Source organism: Rhizobium sp. RCC_161_2, assembly GCF_041355235.1.
Lineage (GTDB): Bacteria > Pseudomonadota > Alphaproteobacteria > Rhizobiales > Rhizobiaceae > Rhizobium.
In genome coordinates this window covers 109,307-126,322 of record NZ_JBFUPL010000001.1, presented here as the reverse complement: position 1 = coordinate 126,322, position 17,016 = coordinate 109,307, and the positions used below count along the sequence as shown (strand labels likewise).

General features: G+C 59.9%; 17 protein-coding genes. 4 read left to right on the top strand and 13 right to left on the bottom strand.

The features are described 5' to 3' along the window. Positions 1-40 precede the first annotated feature (40 nt). Positions 41-1,225 (bottom strand): M20 family metallopeptidase, encoded by a 1,185-nt coding sequence (locus AB6803_RS00555; RefSeq protein ID WP_371107028.1) that lies wholly within the window; start codon positions 1,223-1,225, stop codon positions 41-43. A 419-nt stretch (positions 1,226-1,644) separates the two neighbouring features. Further along, complete coding sequence (locus tag AB6803_RS00550; RefSeq protein ID WP_371107027.1) at positions 1,645-1,893, bottom strand: hypothetical protein; 249 nt, start codon at positions 1,891-1,893, stop codon at positions 1,645-1,647. Between the two features lie 199 nt (positions 1,894-2,092). On the opposite strand from AB6803_RS00550, the gene AB6803_RS00545 reads away from it, so the two are divergent. Beyond that, entirely contained in the window at positions 2,093-2,512 is a 420-nt protein-coding gene (locus tag AB6803_RS00545; RefSeq protein WP_371107026.1) for an ArsR/SmtB family transcription factor, read from the top strand. Positions 2,513-2,686: 174 nt separating this feature from the next. Here the strand turns inward: AB6803_RS00545 and AB6803_RS00540 are convergent, their stop codons facing one another. The 6 genes from AB6803_RS00540 to AB6803_RS00515 all read right to left on the bottom strand — a co-directional run bounded on the left by AB6803_RS00540 (position 2,687) and on the right by AB6803_RS00515 (position 9,358). Next, entirely contained in the window at positions 2,687-3,346 is a 660-nt protein-coding gene (locus AB6803_RS00540; protein ID WP_371107025.1) for a DUF3313 domain-containing protein, read from the bottom strand. Positions 3,347-3,556: 210 nt separating this feature from the next. Continuing rightward, a complete protein-coding gene (locus AB6803_RS00535) occupies positions 3,557-4,939 on the bottom strand; it encodes an ATP-binding protein (protein WP_371107024.1) in 1,383 nt (460 codons plus the stop codon). After that, positions 4,936-5,658, bottom strand: a complete 723-nt coding sequence (locus tag AB6803_RS00530; protein ID WP_371107678.1) for a response regulator — start codon at positions 5,656-5,658, stop codon at positions 4,936-4,938. The genes AB6803_RS00535 and AB6803_RS00530 overlap by 4 nt, the downstream gene beginning before the upstream one ends. 332 nt (positions 5,659-5,990) lie before the next feature. Further along, positions 5,991-7,007, bottom strand: a complete 1,017-nt coding sequence (locus tag AB6803_RS00525; RefSeq protein ID WP_371107023.1) for an amidohydrolase family protein — start codon at positions 7,005-7,007, stop codon at positions 5,991-5,993. 33 nt (positions 7,008-7,040) lie between these two features. Further along, positions 7,041-8,414: an MFS transporter gene (locus AB6803_RS00520; RefSeq protein WP_371107022.1), complete on the bottom strand. Its 1,374-nt coding sequence runs from the start codon at positions 8,412-8,414 to the stop codon at positions 7,041-7,043. An 80-nt stretch (positions 8,415-8,494) separates the two neighbouring features. Then, positions 8,495-9,358 (bottom strand): IclR family transcriptional regulator, encoded by an 864-nt coding sequence (locus AB6803_RS00515; protein WP_371107021.1) that lies wholly within the window; start codon positions 9,356-9,358, stop codon positions 8,495-8,497. 277 nt (positions 9,359-9,635) lie between these two features. On the opposite strand from AB6803_RS00515, the gene AB6803_RS00510 reads away from it, so the two are divergent. Next, complete coding sequence (locus tag AB6803_RS00510; protein ID WP_371107020.1) at positions 9,636-9,986, top strand: GFA family protein; 351 nt, start codon at positions 9,636-9,638, stop codon at positions 9,984-9,986. 35 nt (positions 9,987-10,021) lie between these two features. On the opposite strand, the gene AB6803_RS00505 is transcribed toward AB6803_RS00510, so the two are convergent. The 5 genes from AB6803_RS00505 to AB6803_RS00485 are packed head-to-tail and all read right to left on the bottom strand — an operon-like array spanning position 10,022 to position 15,131. Next, on the bottom strand, positions 10,022-10,759 hold the full coding sequence (locus AB6803_RS00505; RefSeq protein WP_371107019.1) for an ABC transporter ATP-binding protein: 738 nt from the start codon (positions 10,757-10,759) through the stop codon (positions 10,022-10,024). Then, positions 10,756-11,601 (bottom strand): ABC transporter ATP-binding protein, encoded by an 846-nt coding sequence (locus tag AB6803_RS00500; protein WP_371107018.1) that lies wholly within the window; start codon positions 11,599-11,601, stop codon positions 10,756-10,758. Before AB6803_RS00500 ends, AB6803_RS00505 begins: the two co-directional genes overlap by 4 nt. Next, the gene (locus tag AB6803_RS00495; protein ID WP_371107017.1) at positions 11,588-12,490 is read right to left on the bottom strand and encodes an ABC transporter permease; all 903 of its coding nucleotides are present in this window, start codon (positions 12,488-12,490) and stop codon (positions 11,588-11,590) included. The genes AB6803_RS00500 and AB6803_RS00495 overlap by 14 nt, the downstream gene beginning before the upstream one ends. Next, a complete protein-coding gene (locus AB6803_RS00490) occupies positions 12,487-13,515 on the bottom strand; it encodes an ABC transporter permease (RefSeq protein WP_371107016.1) in 1,029 nt (342 codons plus the stop codon). Before AB6803_RS00490 ends, AB6803_RS00495 begins: the two co-directional genes overlap by 4 nt. A gap of 20 nt (positions 13,516-13,535) precedes the next feature. After that, complete coding sequence (locus AB6803_RS00485) at positions 13,536-15,131, bottom strand: ABC transporter substrate-binding protein (RefSeq protein ID WP_371107015.1); 1,596 nt, start codon at positions 15,129-15,131, stop codon at positions 13,536-13,538. Between the two features lie 131 nt (positions 15,132-15,262). Here AB6803_RS00485 and AB6803_RS00480 point away from each other — a divergent pair, with 131 nt between their 5' ends. Together AB6803_RS00480 and AB6803_RS00475 are read left to right on the top strand one after the other, a co-directional pair. Further along, positions 15,263-15,973, top strand: a complete 711-nt coding sequence (locus tag AB6803_RS00480) for a FadR/GntR family transcriptional regulator (RefSeq protein WP_371107014.1) — start codon at positions 15,263-15,265, stop codon at positions 15,971-15,973. A 68-nt stretch (positions 15,974-16,041) separates the two neighbouring features. Beyond that, positions 16,042-17,016 (top strand): mannonate dehydratase, encoded by a 975-nt coding sequence (locus AB6803_RS00475; RefSeq protein WP_371107013.1) that lies wholly within the window; start codon positions 16,042-16,044, stop codon positions 17,014-17,016.

The following is a 17,016-nucleotide window of genomic DNA, read 5'->3' as shown; positions in this document are numbered from 1 at the left end:
TTGGCGACCGGTCCCGTGTCGTAAATGGAGGCTCCGCCGGCTATGCCAGGAGCTTTACGGCCGCCAGCGATAGCGCCACGACGCCGTTTGCAATGCAGCGCTCATCGGGCTGGTAGTCGGAATTGTGGACGCGGTCGTTGCGGCCTTCCTGGGAGGAGCCGACACCGAGCTGGAAGGCCGGAACCTTCGCGCCGACCAGAGCGAAGTCCTCCGCGCCGAGGCCCGCCTCGCGCTCCAGGACGACGTCGCCATAATGCTCGCGGATCGCCGACATGGTGGTCGTCAGAATATGCTCGTCATTGATCAGCGAGGGCACGCCGCGCACGTAGTTCACCTCGCAGCGAACGCGCATGGATGCCTCCAGCCCCTCGCAGACGCGGCGCATGGCAGCCTCGATCACGTCGCGGGATTCCGCGTCCTGGCAACGAACCGTTCCCATGATGGCAACGGAGTCCGGAATGATGTTGTGCGTGTTGCCGCCATGAATGGAGCCGACGGTCAGGACCGCCGGACGCATCGGGTCGACCTCGCGCGAAACAATCGCCTGCAATTGGGTGATCAGATGCGCCGTGGCAACGACCGGGTCGATCGCCGCATGCGGGCGCGCGGCATGGCCGGATTTGGCATGGATGGTGATGTCGAACTCGTCCGAAGAGCCGTTCGATATGCCCCGGATGAAACTAAAAGTCCCGACCGGCTCATCCGGATAATTGTGAAAACCGAGCGCATAGTCGACACCATCAAGCACGCCGTCGACGATCATGGCCGCCGCGCCGCTTTCCTGGGTTTCCTCGGCCGGCTGGAACATCAATTTCACGTTGCCACTCAGACGTGGAGCAATCTCCTTGAGGATCGCGCCGACGCCGATCAGCGTCGCCGTATGCAGGTCGTGGCCACAAGCATGCATCTTGCCTTCGATCTGGCTGGCAAATGGCAGGCCGGTCTGCTCCTGCATGGGCAGGGCATCCATGTCCGCCCGGATGAGCAGTGTCGGGCCGGGACGCCCGCCCTTGATAAAGCCGACGACGCCGGTACGGCCGATGCCGGTCTGATGCTCGATCCCGAGGTTTGCGAGCTCACGGGCGACCACGCCGCTCGTCCTGACGACATCGAAGCCGGTCTCGGGATGGGCGTGGATATCGCGGCGAACCTCGATCAAATGCTCCTCTTGCTGCGATGAAAGCTGCTGTACGAGCGCATTGAGATCATTGACGTGCGAATTCATCTTGCTGGTATCCCGGAGAGCCTGTGGAGAAGAACGCTTTGCCTTCATTCGATGCGGCAAGCGGCCTGACGGATATTGAGTACTCAATGGTTAGCGTTGAGCGGCTTGGAGAGCAACATTTCCAAGCCTTAGTCCGTCAATTCCCATCATCCGAGGATGCCGCAAGGTCAAGGCACCCGGATCTTCGCTCATTCCCCACTTTTTTCGCAGCCTTCACTCGCAAAAGCGATCAGTGACACTTCAAGAGTATCGCACAGCAGTAACGACGGACCATCAATTCACGGACTGCCAAGGACGGGGACACCCCTCCTAACGACGGCGCGGGCTCTCCGGACCTATTGGCGTATGGATCTCGGCCTCTCACGCACGAATACGCGCGCCGTCAGTTTTTGGAAGCTGGGCTTCAGTGAAAGCGATCATCAACGGCCACACGATTGATGTGGCCGCCACGCATCATTGCACGCCACGGTGGCCGCCGCGATCGGGTTCATGCCGCCCGGCAAGCCGATCTCCGCCTTGCCGCGCACTGTGTTCGCACTCTTCAGCCTATGCGCCGCATCCTGCAGCAGATTCGTCATTCCGGTCAGGGATACCTGATCCGCACGCATTACCTGCCTGATCAACGGATCGTTGAGAACATCGGCTATCGTCAATTCTTTATAAGTCATGGCTACCTCCTGTTCGCTAGACACAGAGATAACCGGTCTTGTTAGCGGCGTGATGTCAAAAGCCGGACCAAAACAAGGCAAGCGGTTCGTTTTTGTTACAGTTTGTCGCAAGCGATCTTCTTGGTGACACATCGATACATTCAGGCGACGGTTTGGCGTGCACCGTTCGTCAGCCGCTCAAGCCGGCAAACTACCCCGCATGACGCAACATATCCCAACAAATCAGAATAAAACTTTACAGCCAGTGCGTGTATCCTCGGAGGATCATCGGCTTTTCGCAAGCCCGTCCCATTCGTTCCCAACAATCGATCGTTCCATGTATTCAGATCACGCAACACGAGACCAGCGCCTATCATGGCATGCAGATCTTCTCAGCCAGCTTGCCAACCCGAGCAGGCTGCAGGTTTGCGTTCTCCTGTCGAACCGCGAGCAGGACGTAAACAGCCTCGCCAGAAGGATAGGCATATCTCAGCCGGCCCTGAGCCGGCATCTGGCGCGTCTTCATCGATCGGGAATCATAAAATTTCGCAGCCATGCGCAGTTCAGATATTATTCCTGCGATCATCCGGACGTGCTTCGGCTTCTCAAGGTTCTGACAGAGATTTTCGACGCCGATTGAGATCATGGCGCGCGCAGTCAAAGGCACCCGGCCAGCTTCGATAATGTCCGCCCTCGATCGAGCCGACAAGGGTCAAGGTTCACCCGATGAAAGTCGGGAAACGCAAAGCAGGATGCGTTTCCCGGCGCATATCAATAGTGCGTTTGCCTGTACCAGGGCCGATCGCTGTGCTGTCTACTGTAGCTGCTCGAGAAGCGCATCGGCACCCTTCTCGATCCCGATCTTGGAGCCCTTCAAGCGGGAAAAGGTCGCGCCAGCGTTCATTGCATTTGGATATTGCTTGGCGACATAGGCGGAGAGCAGGCGATTGCCCGGCGCATCATAGATTTCCACGGCATAGTTGACCGAGCCCGCCATCGTCCCTTCGCGACCGCGAACGGCCTGAACGGCGTTGATAGCGTTACCGCCGACATCGAGATGCGAGAACGGGCCAAGAACCGGTGTGGTATCCTTGGCGCCGGTGAGCGTCAGATGGAGCCGGAGCGTGCCAGGACCGGGATTGTTGACGACGGCGAAGCGCGTCCGCAGCTTTTGCGTGAATTGATCCTGCATGTAGCTGGCAAGGACCGATTTGTCTTCGCCGGCGATCTTCACGAACTGGTTGTCCGGACCGTTGTAGACAGTGACGGGATCAACGATGATCTTGTTGTACTGCCTCCAGTCGACATTGCCCTTGTACCGATAGGGTACGCGGCCGCCCTTGTCGTCCGGATTCGGTTGAAGCTGCGGTGCCGAAGCCAAGCCCGCGTAAACGGTGGGGTCTGCGGTGGTGCATCCGGCGACGGTCGCGCACAGCGCGATCAGCGCGACACTGATGGTGGGTGTTCTCAGCAAAGATTTGGCTCCTGGAAAATATGGCAGAGTGTTGCCGGAGCCAGTTCTATTGAATCGGCGTGTTGCGGTGTTTTCTTTAATATATGAAAATGTTCGCGAAGATGACGGCGGGATTTCAGAGTGTCTGTTACCGCCTGATGAGGAGCAGAAGAGTCACTGTGGCCGACCGAAGGTTGGGTAGCCATTCCATTATATGCAAAGAGCGGAAACTCAGCTCGCCGATGGAACCTTCTTTGGATCACCCGCAAGGCGCCCCATCGACTCATCCTGGATCGGCGGCAGGGTGATCTCGACGATCAGACCATTGGGCTTTCGGTCGAGCAGCTTGAGCGTCCCGCCATGCCCCTTTCTGACGATCCCTTCCGCAGTCGGAAGGCCAAGGCCGAAGCCGCCGCCCATTCCCGTCGTTCGGGCTTTGTCCGCCTTGAAAAAGGGTTCCAGAGCCCGCACTTTGAGCGCATCCGTCAAGCCGGGGCCATTGTCGCTCACCCTGATCAAAACCCCGCCATTGCTGGCGCTTTGCAACTCGATCTCGATCTCGGTCGCATAGCGAGAGGCGTTCTCGACGACATTGGTAATCGCTCTGGTGATGGCTTGCGGCTTGCAGATGCAGGTAAGCCGGCGGGGTCCTTTGAAACCCACCTCGATGCCGGTGTCCGAAAAGTCGGTCGCGATCGTCTGAAGCAGGCTTGAAATATCCACCTTGCGCGAAGGCACGCTGTGGGAGGCGTTCGTGAGGAATGTCAGGCTCTCGTCGATCATCGAGCCCAGGGTGGCGATATCGGCGAGCATCTGACGCTGAAGCTCGGGCTGCTCGCAGCGCTCGGCACGCATCCGCAGACGGGTCAGCGGTGTTCTGAGATCATGGCTGATGGAGCTGAGCATGCGCGTTCGACTGTCGACCATCTCCAGTATTCGGCTTCGCATCACGTTGAGTGAGGCGGCCAGGCTTCTCATTTCCGAAGCGCCCTCAGCCACGAACGGCTTTTCCAGACTGTCGTCCATGCTCGCTCGCTCGGCGGCGGCGGCAAACCGGACCACCGGTCGGGTAATAAGCCAGCTGCTGAAATAGGCCATGAGCGCCAGCGGAATAACGATCTTCAAAATTCCGCTCGCCATTGCCGGAAAAAGCCAGAGATAGTTGGGGAAGACAGGCAAGTGGAAAACCAGCGCACGATCGGCATCGACCTTGACGATCAGGATATTCCCTGCCGACCGATCAGCAAAGGCGTTCTCGATTGCCTTGAAAACGCCGATTTCGAGCACCGTTCTTACCCGCTCGATGATGTTGTCCGACGCAGCATCAGCTTGATCTTGTGATGGGATCTGACTCGCCGATATTTCGTCCGCTGAAATCCCTATTGTCGTGGCGAATTTTAAAGCGGCCTCCTCCTCTGCGGGCGAACTGGCGCGTCGATACTGGTCCAGCACTCTCTCAATTCGTCCCGACAGCAAGCCGATCGCGACACCCTTGTCATGCCGGCCATAGATAAATGGCTCGGAGAGCGTTGCCACGACGGAAACGAGGATGATGAGCAACGTCGCCAATACGAGTATCTGTGTCCGTATGGAGGCGGTGCGAAGGCCCTTCACGGCAGCCGCTCCACCTTGGAGGCGAACAGATAGCCTCCCAGACGCACCGTCTTGATAAAGGTCGGATCCTTGAGATTGGGCTCGATCTTCTGGCGGACGCGGCTAATATGGGCATCGATGCTGCGTTCGACCGGGCCGGCCGATCCGGCATGCGTCATGGACAGAAGCTGTTCACGCGTCAGCACCTTGTTGGGATTGCTGCAAAATGCCCACAGCAGGTCGAATTCGGCCGTCGTCATGGAAACCTCGGCACCTTCGGCGTCGAAGAGCTGCCGGCTTTTGGGATCGATGCGCCAGCCAGCAAACGTCATCGGCGCGACATCCTCCTCCGGCTGCTGGGAAAGCGATGCCCGTCGCAGGATGCTCTTGATGCGAGCCATGAGCTCACGGGAATTGAAAGGCTTGGTGACATAATCGTCGGCGCCGAGCTCGAGGCCCAGAATGCGGTCGACATCCTCCCGCAACGCGGTCAGCATCAGGATCGGAATCGATCGGGACGAGCGCAGCCGCCGGCAGATGCTGAAGCCGTCCTCGCCGGGAAGCATGCCGTCAAGGACGATCAGATCGAACTTGTGGCGCGCCAGCAAGCGATCCATCTCGCCGCCGTTTGCTGCCGACGTCGCCTCGAAGCCATTGTTCTTCACCAGTTCGACCAGCATATGCGCTATGTCGGTATCGTCTTCGACGATCAGAATATGAGGTTGGTCGAACATTGCCATTTCGGCAGCCGTTGCCTTCGTTTGAGTGCCCATCGCACGGTCTATCGCGCGCGAAATTATCTCACCTGGATACTGATATGTCACGCTGATGCTTCCATGACCTGTGCCGATCGAAAAGCAGCTACCGTCACCGCAAAGATAGCGTTGATAGTGGCGCTTGTATCTGCGCTGGGCAGGCGGGGCAGGACTTGGGTCCTGCCATCGAATTTTTGGGGCACTATCGTCTTCCAGAGATTGAGGCTCCCCCGAATAGCAAACATGCCTGTCATGCTGTGTTCGATAATGTTGAGATATATTGCGATGGCGGCCAGAACCTAGGTAGTAGCGATGAACTACCGAAATTTGCCGCGATTGACGAGTGCGGAGATATTTTCAACATCGATTTTGTGGCGTGTCGCCGCCGGCAGGTCGAGTGCGTCGAGCGCCTTGATCGTCTCGCGAACGAGATAGCTGCCGCCCTCGGCATCGAATGGAAAGTCGCTTGCAAACAGCACCTTGTCCGCACCGAAATAATCAAGCCCGCAACGGGTCGCTTCGACCGCGCCGGATAGGGCGGTATCGGCGAAAAACATCCGAAAATAATCCTCAGCCGGCTTTTGCAGCGGCCCCGGCAGCAGATCGGCATCTGCCGGCGGCGTCCTCGTTCCCATTTCAAGACCCCAGCCCTGTGCGATCCGACCAGCGAAATAGGGGATCATCGCTCCCATGTGATGAGTGATGATCCGCAGACCCGGATGGCGGTCGAACAATCCAGAGAATACCAGTCTGGCCATGGCGACGCTGCTGTCGTAGGGCCAGCCGAAGCACCACCAGATTTCATAGCGCGACTTTGTTTCAGTTGGATAATCCGGCTGTGGCCCTCGGACGGGATGCAGCCAGATTGCCATGTCGCGCTCGGCAAGTTCGTTGAACACCGGCTGGAAACGGGGATGATCGAGCGGCGTGCCACGCATATGAGTGCAGAGCTGGACGCCGGTCGCACCCATGGCGTCGACCCGCGCGATCTCGGCGACCGCTGCATCGACATCATGCAAGGACAAGCCCGCCGCGAACGCCGGAAAGCGATCGGGGTAACGCAGCACCAGATCCGCAAGACCATCGTTCATGAGGCGCATGAGATCGATGGCCAGCGCGCCGTCGGCCAAATCCTCGATGGGTGGCATGGAGGGGGTCAAGATCTGTCGATAGCCGGCAAAATCGTCCATCAGCCGGAAACGGTGTTCGAGATCGTAGAGTGACTTGAGTTCGAGCCACCGCCGCAAAGGTCCCGTAGCGGAAGCCATGGTTTGAAGCCGCGCAAAATAGGCTGGCGGGAAAATATGGGTCCAGGCGTCAATACGGTCAGACAAGAGCTGTTCTCCGGATGAGAGTAGAGGAATGGGTCAGGGCGACAGGGTTTCGAGGGGCTTGCCCGCCGTCTCGATCGCGAAGAACCATGTCACGATAGCGCCGAGCGCGAGTACGCAGCCAAACACGGCAAATACCGCTCCAATGCCGTGCGAACTGGATGCGAAGCCGACGATGAGCGGGCCTGCCGATGATCCGAGTCTCAGCCAAGCACTGCAGCAGCCGATACCGAAGGCGCGCAGCCGGGTCGGATAGAGTTCCGCCGAATAGAGATAGAGGGAGAAGGCGATTGTCTGGATAATGGCGTAGGCGAGCGAAACCAGCACCAGAACATGCAACACCGTATCGGCGCCGGATATGGCGAGTACACCGAGGGGAAGAACGCCCAAAGCGAAGGCGAGGCAGTACCAGTTCCTGCGACCGACCCGGTCGATCAGCAGAGCGCAGAGGATCGAAGCGACGACACCGCAGGCGGAGGTGATGAAGCCGTAAGCAAGGCTTGTCTGCAACGTCAGCTTGAAGACCTCACGATAGAGCGTCGGCATCCATGTGATCATACCGTTGACGACGAGGTAGACGCAGAACCAAAGGGCCCAGAGCATCAGCGTGCGGCCACGGTATATTCCACGGAACAATTCGCGCCAATCGCTGCGCGCCTTGTTGAGCTTCAGCGTCACAGACTTCGGTGCGGCGAGCACGAAGCCCTGGCGCTCCGCGGATCGCTCGAAATCGCTGACGATGGCGTCAGCTTCGATAAGCCGACCCCGGGCCGCCAGCCAGCGCGGCGATTCCGGCATCAGGAAGCGTAGCGGGATCATCACCACCGCCGGTATCAGGCCGACGATAAACATGGCCTTCCAGCCATAAACCGGCACCAGGAAATAGCCGACGATGCCGGCGAACATCAGTCCCACCGGGAAGATGACTTCGTAGAGCAGGAAGAAGCGGCCGCGCCGTTTGGCGCCGACCATCTCATTGACATAGGCGCTTGCCACCGGCACTTCGCCGCCGGTGCCTATCCCCTGAAGGAAGCGGCACAGGATCATCGAGACCGGACCGATCGCGAACAGGCAGGCTACATCCATGGCGACGAAAAGAGTGATGGTCAGCATCAGCACTTTCAGCCGGCCGATGCGTTCGGCCAGCCAGCCGAACAGCACGGCGCCCACGAGCTGGCCGAGATAGCCGAAGGACAGGATCATACCGACCTGGGCGGGCGTGAGGCCCCATTCGCGCACCAGCACCGGCATCGCAAAGGCGATGGCAAGCACGGTATAGGCATCGAAGAAAGTCGCGACACCGATCACCAGCCGGATTATCGCCAGTCGTCTTGTGACCGGCAGCCGCTCGAGACGAGCGCTGATAGATTCGGCGGAGTGCAATGCCTCCCTCTGCACAGATTGTTCCATGTACCCCTCCCTTGATGGACGCGCTGCTCCCCTCGGCCCTTACGAAGGGCCGTCTCCTCGGATCGCTGGTGTCGATTGACTTAGAAACTTGTGCCGATGCTGCCCGCCGCCGCCATGACGCGGGCGATATCCCTTGCCGCCGCTTTGGCCGGTTCCAACGCCAGCGCCGCAAACTCTTCATCCGAAATTCGCCCGATCGGCGAAGCAACACTGATCGCGCCTATGGCAAGACCATCGGCATCGCGGACCGGAACGGCCAGGATGCGCAATCCCTCACTCAGGGTCGAGGCACGCAACGCATAGCCGGCGCTGCGGATCGTTTCCAATGAGGGGCCTATGTCTTGCCATCCGATCGGCTGCAACGCCGCGAACGTCTGGCGTTGCGGCAACGCCGCAAGCCGCACCAGTTCACCTTCCGGCAGAAAGGCCAGGATGCTTTGGCCGATGACGCTCTGATGAGCTGGAACCGTGGTTCCAAGACGGATGTCTACGCCGAGGCGAGTGACGCCTGCTCGGACACGCTCGATATAGAGAACCTCGGCGCCGTCGAGCACGCCGAAGCTCACCGCCTCGCTCACATCGCCGACCAGCTTTCGCAGCACGGGGCGGACGGTCGAGCGCAGATCCTGATGGGCGATGGCGTGGAAGCCGAGATCCAGCACTTTCAAAGTCAGCCGAAAGCGCCGGCTGTCCGGGACACGGTCGACATAGCCGAGATCCATCAGCGTATTGAGCATTCGGTACGTGGTGCCCGGATCAAGACTCGCCTCGACTGCAATCTCGCTCAGCGTCAGCTCTTCATGATGCGGACCGAACACCTCCAGAATACGAAAACCCTTGGCAAGCGACTGCACCGTGCTCCGCATCGGGTCAGCCTCGCCGCCCTGTGCCGCTGAGCCGAGCGCCTGTTTCTGGTTCTCCCGTTTACTCCCGGTCGCGGTCATCTTTCTCTTCCTGTCATTTTTCGGATTGCGAAAAATTTTTCGTTATATTAAAAATATATCTCGCCGGACTCGAATGTCAATCGAGCAGCAGCGGAAAGGCGTGAGCTCTGGTAGGAACGGGTGGCGAAAGCTTGCGTAGACGTTTGCTCGCCGCTGTTAATGAGCTGTTGCGCTCAAATGCCACCTCCCCAATGTTTACCCGATGGGGGCAATCGGCCATGATCACCGTCATCGGGAGAAATCAGATTCGCTTATCCAGCGATCGGGAGGATAAAAAATGGCATTCCATGGAAGTTGTCACTGTGGGAAGGTAACGTTTACGGTCGACGCCGATCTGCCGGGTCAGGCCCTCAGCTGCAACTGCTCATATTGCCGCCGCAAGGGCATGCTGCTTGCCTTCTTCCCGACGGGGAAGTTCACGCTGGAGAGCGGCGAAGATTCACTTCGCAGCTATAAATTCAATACTCACAAGATCGATCATCAATTTTGCGTCGACTGCGGCACGCAGCCATTCTCGATGGCCACGAGCCCCGATGGCACGCCCACGCGGGCGGTCAACCTGCGCTGCGTCCCGGCTCTCGATTTGAACGCCCTGGAAATCCAGTACTATAACGGCGCCGACAGGTAAGCTGTCGGTTTCGGCGGCTGCCGCATATCTCCACCTTAAAGGAAGCTCGCCTCGAACAACTCGCGGGTATAGGCATCATGCGTTATGCCCGCTTGCAGATCCGATTTGGTCAGCTCGTCCACGAAGGTACCACCCTTCATGATCAGTACCCTGTCGCACATATGCGCGATGACAGCCAGATCGTGGCTGACGAGGACATAAGTCAGGGAGCGCTCGTCGCGCTGATCGGCTAGAAGATTGAGGATTTCGGCCTGGATCGAGACGTCGAGCGCCGAGGTCGGCTCGTCGAGCAACAGGATCGGCGGCGACAGGATCAGCGCGCGGGCGATCGCGACGCGCTGGCGCTGGCCGCCGGACAGCTCGTGCGGATAGCGGTTGGCGAAGGCCGGCGGCAGGCCGACCTGACGCAATGCCTTGTCCACCTTCGTCCAGATATCGTCATGCCCCATGGCCCGCAACGGCTCAGAGAGAGCGGTGCCGATGCGGTGGCGGGGATGCAGCGAGCCGTAGGGGTCCTGAAACACCATCTGGGCATGCCTAAGCTCATCCCGCGTCCGGATCTTGCCGACAGCTTTGCCGGCCAGCCCGATGTCGCCGGACCACCCTTTTTCCATGCCCGAGAGGCAACGCAGCACCGTCGACTTGCCACACCCGGACTCGCCGACGATCCCCAGTGTCTCGCCCTTGCCTACATCGAAGCTCACCCGCCGGACGACATGGTTTTCGGTGTTGCCGGAGGTAAAGACGACATCAAGATCACGCACGCTAATCATCGGTTCGTCTCCAGATCAAGCTTCGTCCTGTCGAGCACCGCCAGGCGGCGGACCGGCTTGTGCGGATCGGGAAGCGCGGACATCAGCCCGCGCGTATAGGGATGCTGGGCATCTTCCAGGCGCGTCAGGGTTTCGACGATCCGACCGGAATACATGACGATGATGCGTCCGCAGAAGGCCGCGACCATGCGGATATCATGGCTGATCAGCAGCAATCCGGAATTGTTCTCGCGGACCAGTTCATCGAGCAGCGTAAGCACGTCCCTGCGAACGCTGACATCGAGCGCGGACGTCGGCTCGTCGGCGATCACCAGCTTCGGCTTTGCCAGGAGCATCATCGCGATCATCACGCGCTGGCCCATGCCGCCCGAGATCTGATGCGGGTAAAGCGCCATCACACGCTCCGGGTCGCTGATACGGACACGCTCCAGCATGGCTTGTGCCGCATCGCGCGCCTTGCTGCCGCGCAAGCCCATATGCAGCCGCGCCGCCTCGGCGATCTGCTTGCCGACGGTCAGTACCGGATTGAGGGAATAGCGCGGGTCCTGCATGATCAGCGCAATATCCTTACCGCGCAGGGCACCCATCTGGCGCTCCGTCCTGTCGAGCAGGGAGACGCCATCCAGATCCATGCGTTCGGCCGCAACGCTCGCGCTTGGCGGCAGCAGGCGCATGATCGCCCGCCCCGTCGTCGATTTGCCGGAGCCGGATTCGCCGACGATCCCGACGCGTTCGCGCCCGACATCGAAGCTGACATTGGAGACTGCCGCCAGGGAATTGCGCCCGAACCGGACGTTCAGCCCTTTGACGGAGAGGACGGGATGGGGATCACGATCTTGCATGGCGGGGATCCAGAATATCGCGCAGGGTGTCGCCGACGATGTTGAAGGCCAGGCTTGCCAGAAGGATCGCAATGCCGGGCATGACGGCGACCCACCAGAAATCAAGCATGTATTTGCGTCCGTTGGAAATCATCGCGCCCCATTCCGGCGCCGGCGGCTGGGCGCCGAGTCCGAGGAAGCCGAGCGACGCCGCCGTCAGGATGATACCTGCCATGTTGAGCGTCAGCCGCACGATGACCGAGGGGATGCACATCGGCGCGATATAGAAGAACAGAATACGCAGCCGGGAGGCGCCATAGAGCCTAGCGGCGGCAACATAGTCGGTGTTCCTGACGACCAGCGCCTCGGCGCGCGCCAGCCGCGCAATCGGCGGCCAGGCCGTCAGCGAGATGGCGATGATCGCCGTCGTGAGGCCGGCGCCGAGCGCCGCGGCAAAGGCCAGCGCCAGGATCAGCGACGGAAAGGACAGTACGATATCGGTGGCGCGCATCAGCAGCGCGTCGACGCGACCGCCGAAGAAGCCGGCGACGACACCGATCACCAGGCCGATCGGCCCGACGATCACGGAAATCGACAGCACCGTCTGGATGGTGATGCGTGTGCCGAAGATCAGCCGGCTGAGGATATCGCGGCCGAATTCGTCCGTGCCGGCCAGATGCGTGAGGCTCGGCGGCTGCAGCGCGTTGGAGAGCACCTGCATATTCGGATCATAGGGCGCTAGCAGCGGCGCGAAGATCGCGATCACGCACAAAAGGCCGAGAATGAGGAAGCCCACGAGACCAAGCGGCTCGTGTGTCAGCTTGCCGCCGGCGCGTTTCAGCGATGTTGCCACACGGCTCATCATATTCGGTGGGCGGACGGTTACGTCCGCATGGATCGCATCACTCATCGAGCGGCCTCTCTGGTGCGCGGATCGAAGACCGCATAGGCGATATCCGCTAGGAAATTCAAAAGCATGAAGAAGAATCCGACAATGATGGTCGCGGCGAGGATGGCATTCATGTCGCCGATCATCAGCGCATTCGTCATGTACTGGCCGATACCCGGCCAGGAGAAGACGATTTCGGTCACCACCGCGCCCTCAAGGAGCCCGCCGTAGGAGATGGCGAGAATGGTGATGAGCTGCACGGCGATGTTCGGGAGAACATGGCCGATGATCGTCTGGGCCGGGCTAACGCCCTTGGCGCGGGCCGCGATCACATAATCCTGGCCAAGCTGCTCCAGGGTGAAGCTGCGGGTCATGCGCGTGATATAGGCGACCGCCGCATAGGCGAGAATAAAGGCCGGCAGGATGATGTGGCTGAGCGCATTCCAGAAAATGTCCGTCTCGCCCTGCAGGAGGCTGTCCACCAGCAACAGGCCGGTTCGCGGCGTGACGATGCCCTCATAATAGACATCGACCCGGCCGGGACCGCCGACCCAGTTCAGACCCGCATAGAAGACGACAAGCCCGACGATCCCGAACCAGAACACCGGAATGGAATGACCGACGAGAGAGACGACGCGGGCGATCTTGTCGATGAGCCGGTCACGGTACAGCGCCGCGACCAGGCCGAGCGGAACACCGACGAAGGTCGAGATAATGACGGCAAACGTTGCAAGCTCGAATGTCGCGGGGAAAGCCTGGGCGAGATCCGCAGAGACGGGATTTCCCGTCAGGATCGCCGTGCCGAAATCGCCATGGGCGAGGCCCTTCAGGTAGATGAAGAATTGCTCGTAAAGGGGAAGATCCAGTCCAAGCCGCTGGCGCATCGCCGCATAGGCAGCAGGGTCGGCCAGTTCACCAACGATCGCCCCGACAGGATCGGCCGGCAGGACGCGACCGATCACGAAGGTGACACATAGGAGGATAAACAGGCTGACGATCAGATGCGCGATGCGTCGGCCGAATTCGGCTACGGATAGTTCCTTCATGATCGGCTGCCTTCGATTGCTTATTCGGCCTCAGCCTTGGTCACATTTTCAAGACGGGTCATCTGGTTGGGATGCCCGAGATAGCCCTTGACCCTGCCGGAGAGAACCAGCGGTTCGAACCGTTCGAAAAGCGGCAGCAGAGCCGGCTTCAGGTCGACGAACATCTGCTGCATCTGCCCGTAGAGTTCGGCTCGTTTCTTGGCATTGGGCTCAACTGAGGTTTTCTGGGCGAGTGCCGTGAGCTCCGGAATATCCCAGGCCGAACGCCAGGCAAAGTTGCCGGCATTGTTGGCCTCGAGCCTATTGTCGGGATTGTTGGCAAAGTCGTCCATGGAGCCGAGAACGTTCGGCATCAGCGCACTCGTCTGCGGCAGCAACAGGTCGAAGTTGCGCGAACGGTGGGCGGCGATAATTTCAGAGCCATTGCCCTGCTGTATCTCGACCTTGATGCCGATCTGGCCGAGCGAGGCCTGGATGGCGGTTGCCAGATCGATGCGCGGCGTCTGGGAGATCGTCTTCAGCGTCAGCGAAAAGCCGTCCTTGAAACCCGCTTCCGCCAGCAATTGCTTTGCCTTGGCGACATCGAGATGCCAATCGGGATTTGGCAGCGCATATTCGAAATTCTCCGGAACGGGAATGTTCCTTGCCCGCCCATAAGGTCCCATGATGGTCTTTTCGATGCCCTTGTAGTCGATGCCATAGGCAATGGCTTCACGGACCTTGGGGTTAGAGAGATATTGGTTGCCGGCGTTCATCGCCAGCACATAGAAGCCGCCCGTCGGCACGCGCTGGATGACGAAATTGCTCTTGGTCTCGAAGGTTTCGAGATCGGACTTGGAGAGCGCGTTGCCGATATCGATATCGCCGCGGTCCAGCATCAGCCGTTCGACCTGGCTTTCCGGCACATGGCGGATGATGACGCGGCGCATCTTCGGCGCTCCGCCGACATAGGCCTTGTTGGCATCCAGGAGGACGATCTCGTTCGGGGTCCATTTGTTGAGTGTGAACGGCCCTGAACCGGCCGAATGGGTGCGCAGCCAAGCGTTTCCGGAATCGCCGTCGACAATATGCTTCTGCACCTCGACGCTATCGACGATGCTCGAAACGCCCAGCGCCAGCCGATAGAGAAGCCCTTCGGCCGTCACCTTGTCCGTCAGGTCAATGCGCACCGTCTTTGGGTCGACCGCATGGATATGGTCAGCGATATTGTCGATGGAATAACCAAGACGCTTGAAATAGGAGGAGCCCGACTGGTTGAGCTTCAGCAAACGGGTGAGCGAGAAGACGACATCGTTAGCAGTGACCGGATTGCCGGAAGCGAAAGTGGCATCGCGCAATTTAATGGTCAGCGACTTGCCGTCATCCGTCCAGCTCTCGGCGAGCTGCGGCACGATCTTGCCGTCCGCCGTCGTCGCAACAAGCCGATCATAGAGGTTGGCGAGAATTTCGAGCGCCTTGGGTTCGGTGGCCTGCTGCGGATCGAGGGAAAGCACCTGCGCCAGCGACGTGCCGATCACCAATTGATCTCTCGGCGTGGCGGCCTGAAGCTGCGGCGCCGTCAGCGTCAGCATGCCAATTGCAGCGCCGATAAACATCGCCTTCGAAAAGTGCTTCATTATGCCTCCTCCCTGGATTAGTATAGAATACGTATGATGTCGTCCGTATGTCGTATGATGATTTATCGAAGATCGATAGGGTTTGCAAGACCGCGCGGACGGCCTGATGCAAATGAACCGGGGGAACAAGAATGACGATACTCAGCCGGGGCCGACAGAGGCTGGCACAACAAGTCATCGATCAGCTGCGTGATCAGATCGAGACCGGCAAGCTTCGTACGGGCGATCAACTGCCGACAGAGCCTCAGCTCGAGGCGACATTCGGCGTCAGCCGCACCGTCGTGCGCGAGGCGATCGCCGACCTTCGTGCCGCCGGCCTCGTCAAGCCGATCCAGGGCAAGGGCGTGTTTGTCGCTGAACTCACTGAACGCCCCGGATTATCTTTGACCCCGGTAGAGATCAAGAGCATCCCGGAAACCCTGGAATTGCTGGAGTTTCGCATGGCCGCCGAAGGTGAAGCGGCCGCAATCGCCGCCTATCGCCGCACCGCCGAGCAAGAAGCAGCGATTCGCGCCGCCAACCGGAAAATGGCGACACTCATCGAGCTGGGCCAGCCGACCGTCGAGGCGGATTACGAATTCCACATGGCAATTGCGGCAGCCACGAACAACCGTTTCTACGTCGACGTTCTCAGGCATTTCGGCGCACGGACCATTCCGCGCAGGCAATTCCCGAACCTACCGGAGGCCAACGATCCAGCCTACCTCGCCAAGGTCCACGCCGAGCACGGCGAGATCCTGGCGGCGATTGCGGAACAGGATCCGGAGCGTGCCCGCCAGGCGATGCGGGCACATATGCTCGCGAGCCAAAGACGCTATCGCCTGCTCGCCGAGCAGCAATAGCACTCGACACCTCATGAGATTCATATTATGTCATACGACATCTATCAATCTCATGGGAGAGACGCTCGGTGTATGTAGGAACACAGGTCGGCGCGCGGGACGATGATGATTACCGCGTTTTCGCGCAATTGGGGCTGAAGCATATTTGTGCGGACCCGCCCGGAAAGCCCGAGAGCTGGACGCTCTCCGATCTGGAGCAGCTGCGCGACAAGGTCGAAAGCTATGGGCTGATCCTGGACATGATCCAGCTGCCCTTGCCTTCCAACCCGATCGAGCAGGCCTCCTATCCCGATATCCTCCTGGCAGGCCCTAATCGCGACCGGCAGATCGACGCCGTGTGCAAGCTGATCGAGGATGTCGCGACCGCCGGGATTCCAGCCGCGAAATACAATCTCAACCTGATCGGCATCCCACGCACGCCGGAAGAACTGGGACGCGGCGGTTCGCTCAATGCCAGCTTCCGCTGGGACAAGGCGGATCACCAAGCCGCACCCGGCCTTGCCGGTGTCCTGTCGGAAGACGAGAACTGGGAGCGGATCGACTATTTCCTCGAGCGCGTCGTGCCCGTCGCGGAAAGCAATCGCGTCCGCCTCGCCTGCCATCCGCATGACCCGTATACGCCGCCGGGCTATCGCGGCGTCACCCGTGTCCTCGGCACGGTGGAGGGCCTGAAGAAATTCGTGCTGATGCGCGAAAGCCCCTATCATGGCCTCAACTTCTGCCAGGGCTCGATCGGCGAGATGCTCGATAATCCGCGCGAGGAAATCGACGACATCATCCGCTGGTTCGGCACGCGCGGTAAGATCTTCAACGTCCACTTCCGCAACATCCGCGGCGGCAAGCTGTCCTTCATGGAGACCTTCCCGGACGAGGGCGACATGGACATGGTTCGCTCCACCCGGATCTACAAGGAGATCGGCTATCAATACATGCTGATGCCTGATCACGTACCGACCATCAGCGGCCGCGACCCGACCGGCGTCGCCTTCGCCTATTGCTACGGCTACATCGCCGCCCTCGTTCAGTCGCTCGAAAGCGCCTGA

Coding starts and splice junctions, on each gene's coding strand:
- AB6803_RS00555 (WP_371107028.1), bottom strand. CDS start 1,225: ATGAATTCGCACGTCAATGATCTCAATGCGCTCGTACAGCAGCTTTCA.
- AB6803_RS00550 (WP_371107027.1), bottom strand. CDS start 1,893: ATGACTTATAAAGAATTGACGATAGCCGATGTTCTCAACGATCCGTTG.
- AB6803_RS00545 (WP_371107026.1), top strand. CDS start 2,093: ATGACGCAACATATCCCAACAAATCAGAATAAAACTTTACAGCCAGTG.
- AB6803_RS00530 (WP_371107678.1), bottom strand. CDS start 5,658: ATGGCAATGTTCGACCAACCTCATATTCTGATCGTCGAAGACGATACC.
- AB6803_RS00520 (WP_371107022.1), bottom strand. CDS start 8,414: ATGGAACAATCTGTGCAGAGGGAGGCATTGCACTCCGCCGAATCTATC.
- AB6803_RS00515 (WP_371107021.1), bottom strand. CDS start 9,358: ATGACCGCGACCGGGAGTAAACGGGAGAACCAGAAACAGGCGCTCGGC.
- AB6803_RS00510 (WP_371107020.1), top strand. CDS start 9,636: ATGGCATTCCATGGAAGTTGTCACTGTGGGAAGGTAACGTTTACGGTC.
- AB6803_RS00505 (WP_371107019.1), bottom strand. CDS start 10,759: ATGATTAGCGTGCGTGATCTTGATGTCGTCTTTACCTCCGGCAACACC.
- AB6803_RS00500 (WP_371107018.1), bottom strand. CDS start 11,601: ATGCAAGATCGTGATCCCCATCCCGTCCTCTCCGTCAAAGGGCTGAAC.
- AB6803_RS00495 (WP_371107017.1), bottom strand. CDS start 12,490: ATGAGTGATGCGATCCATGCGGACGTAACCGTCCGCCCACCGAATATG.
- AB6803_RS00490 (WP_371107016.1), bottom strand. CDS start 13,515: ATGAAGGAACTATCCGTAGCCGAATTCGGCCGACGCATCGCGCATCTG.
- AB6803_RS00485 (WP_371107015.1), bottom strand. CDS start 15,131: ATGAAGCACTTTTCGAAGGCGATGTTTATCGGCGCTGCAATTGGCATG.
- AB6803_RS00480 (WP_371107014.1), top strand. CDS start 15,263: ATGACGATACTCAGCCGGGGCCGACAGAGGCTGGCACAACAAGTCATC.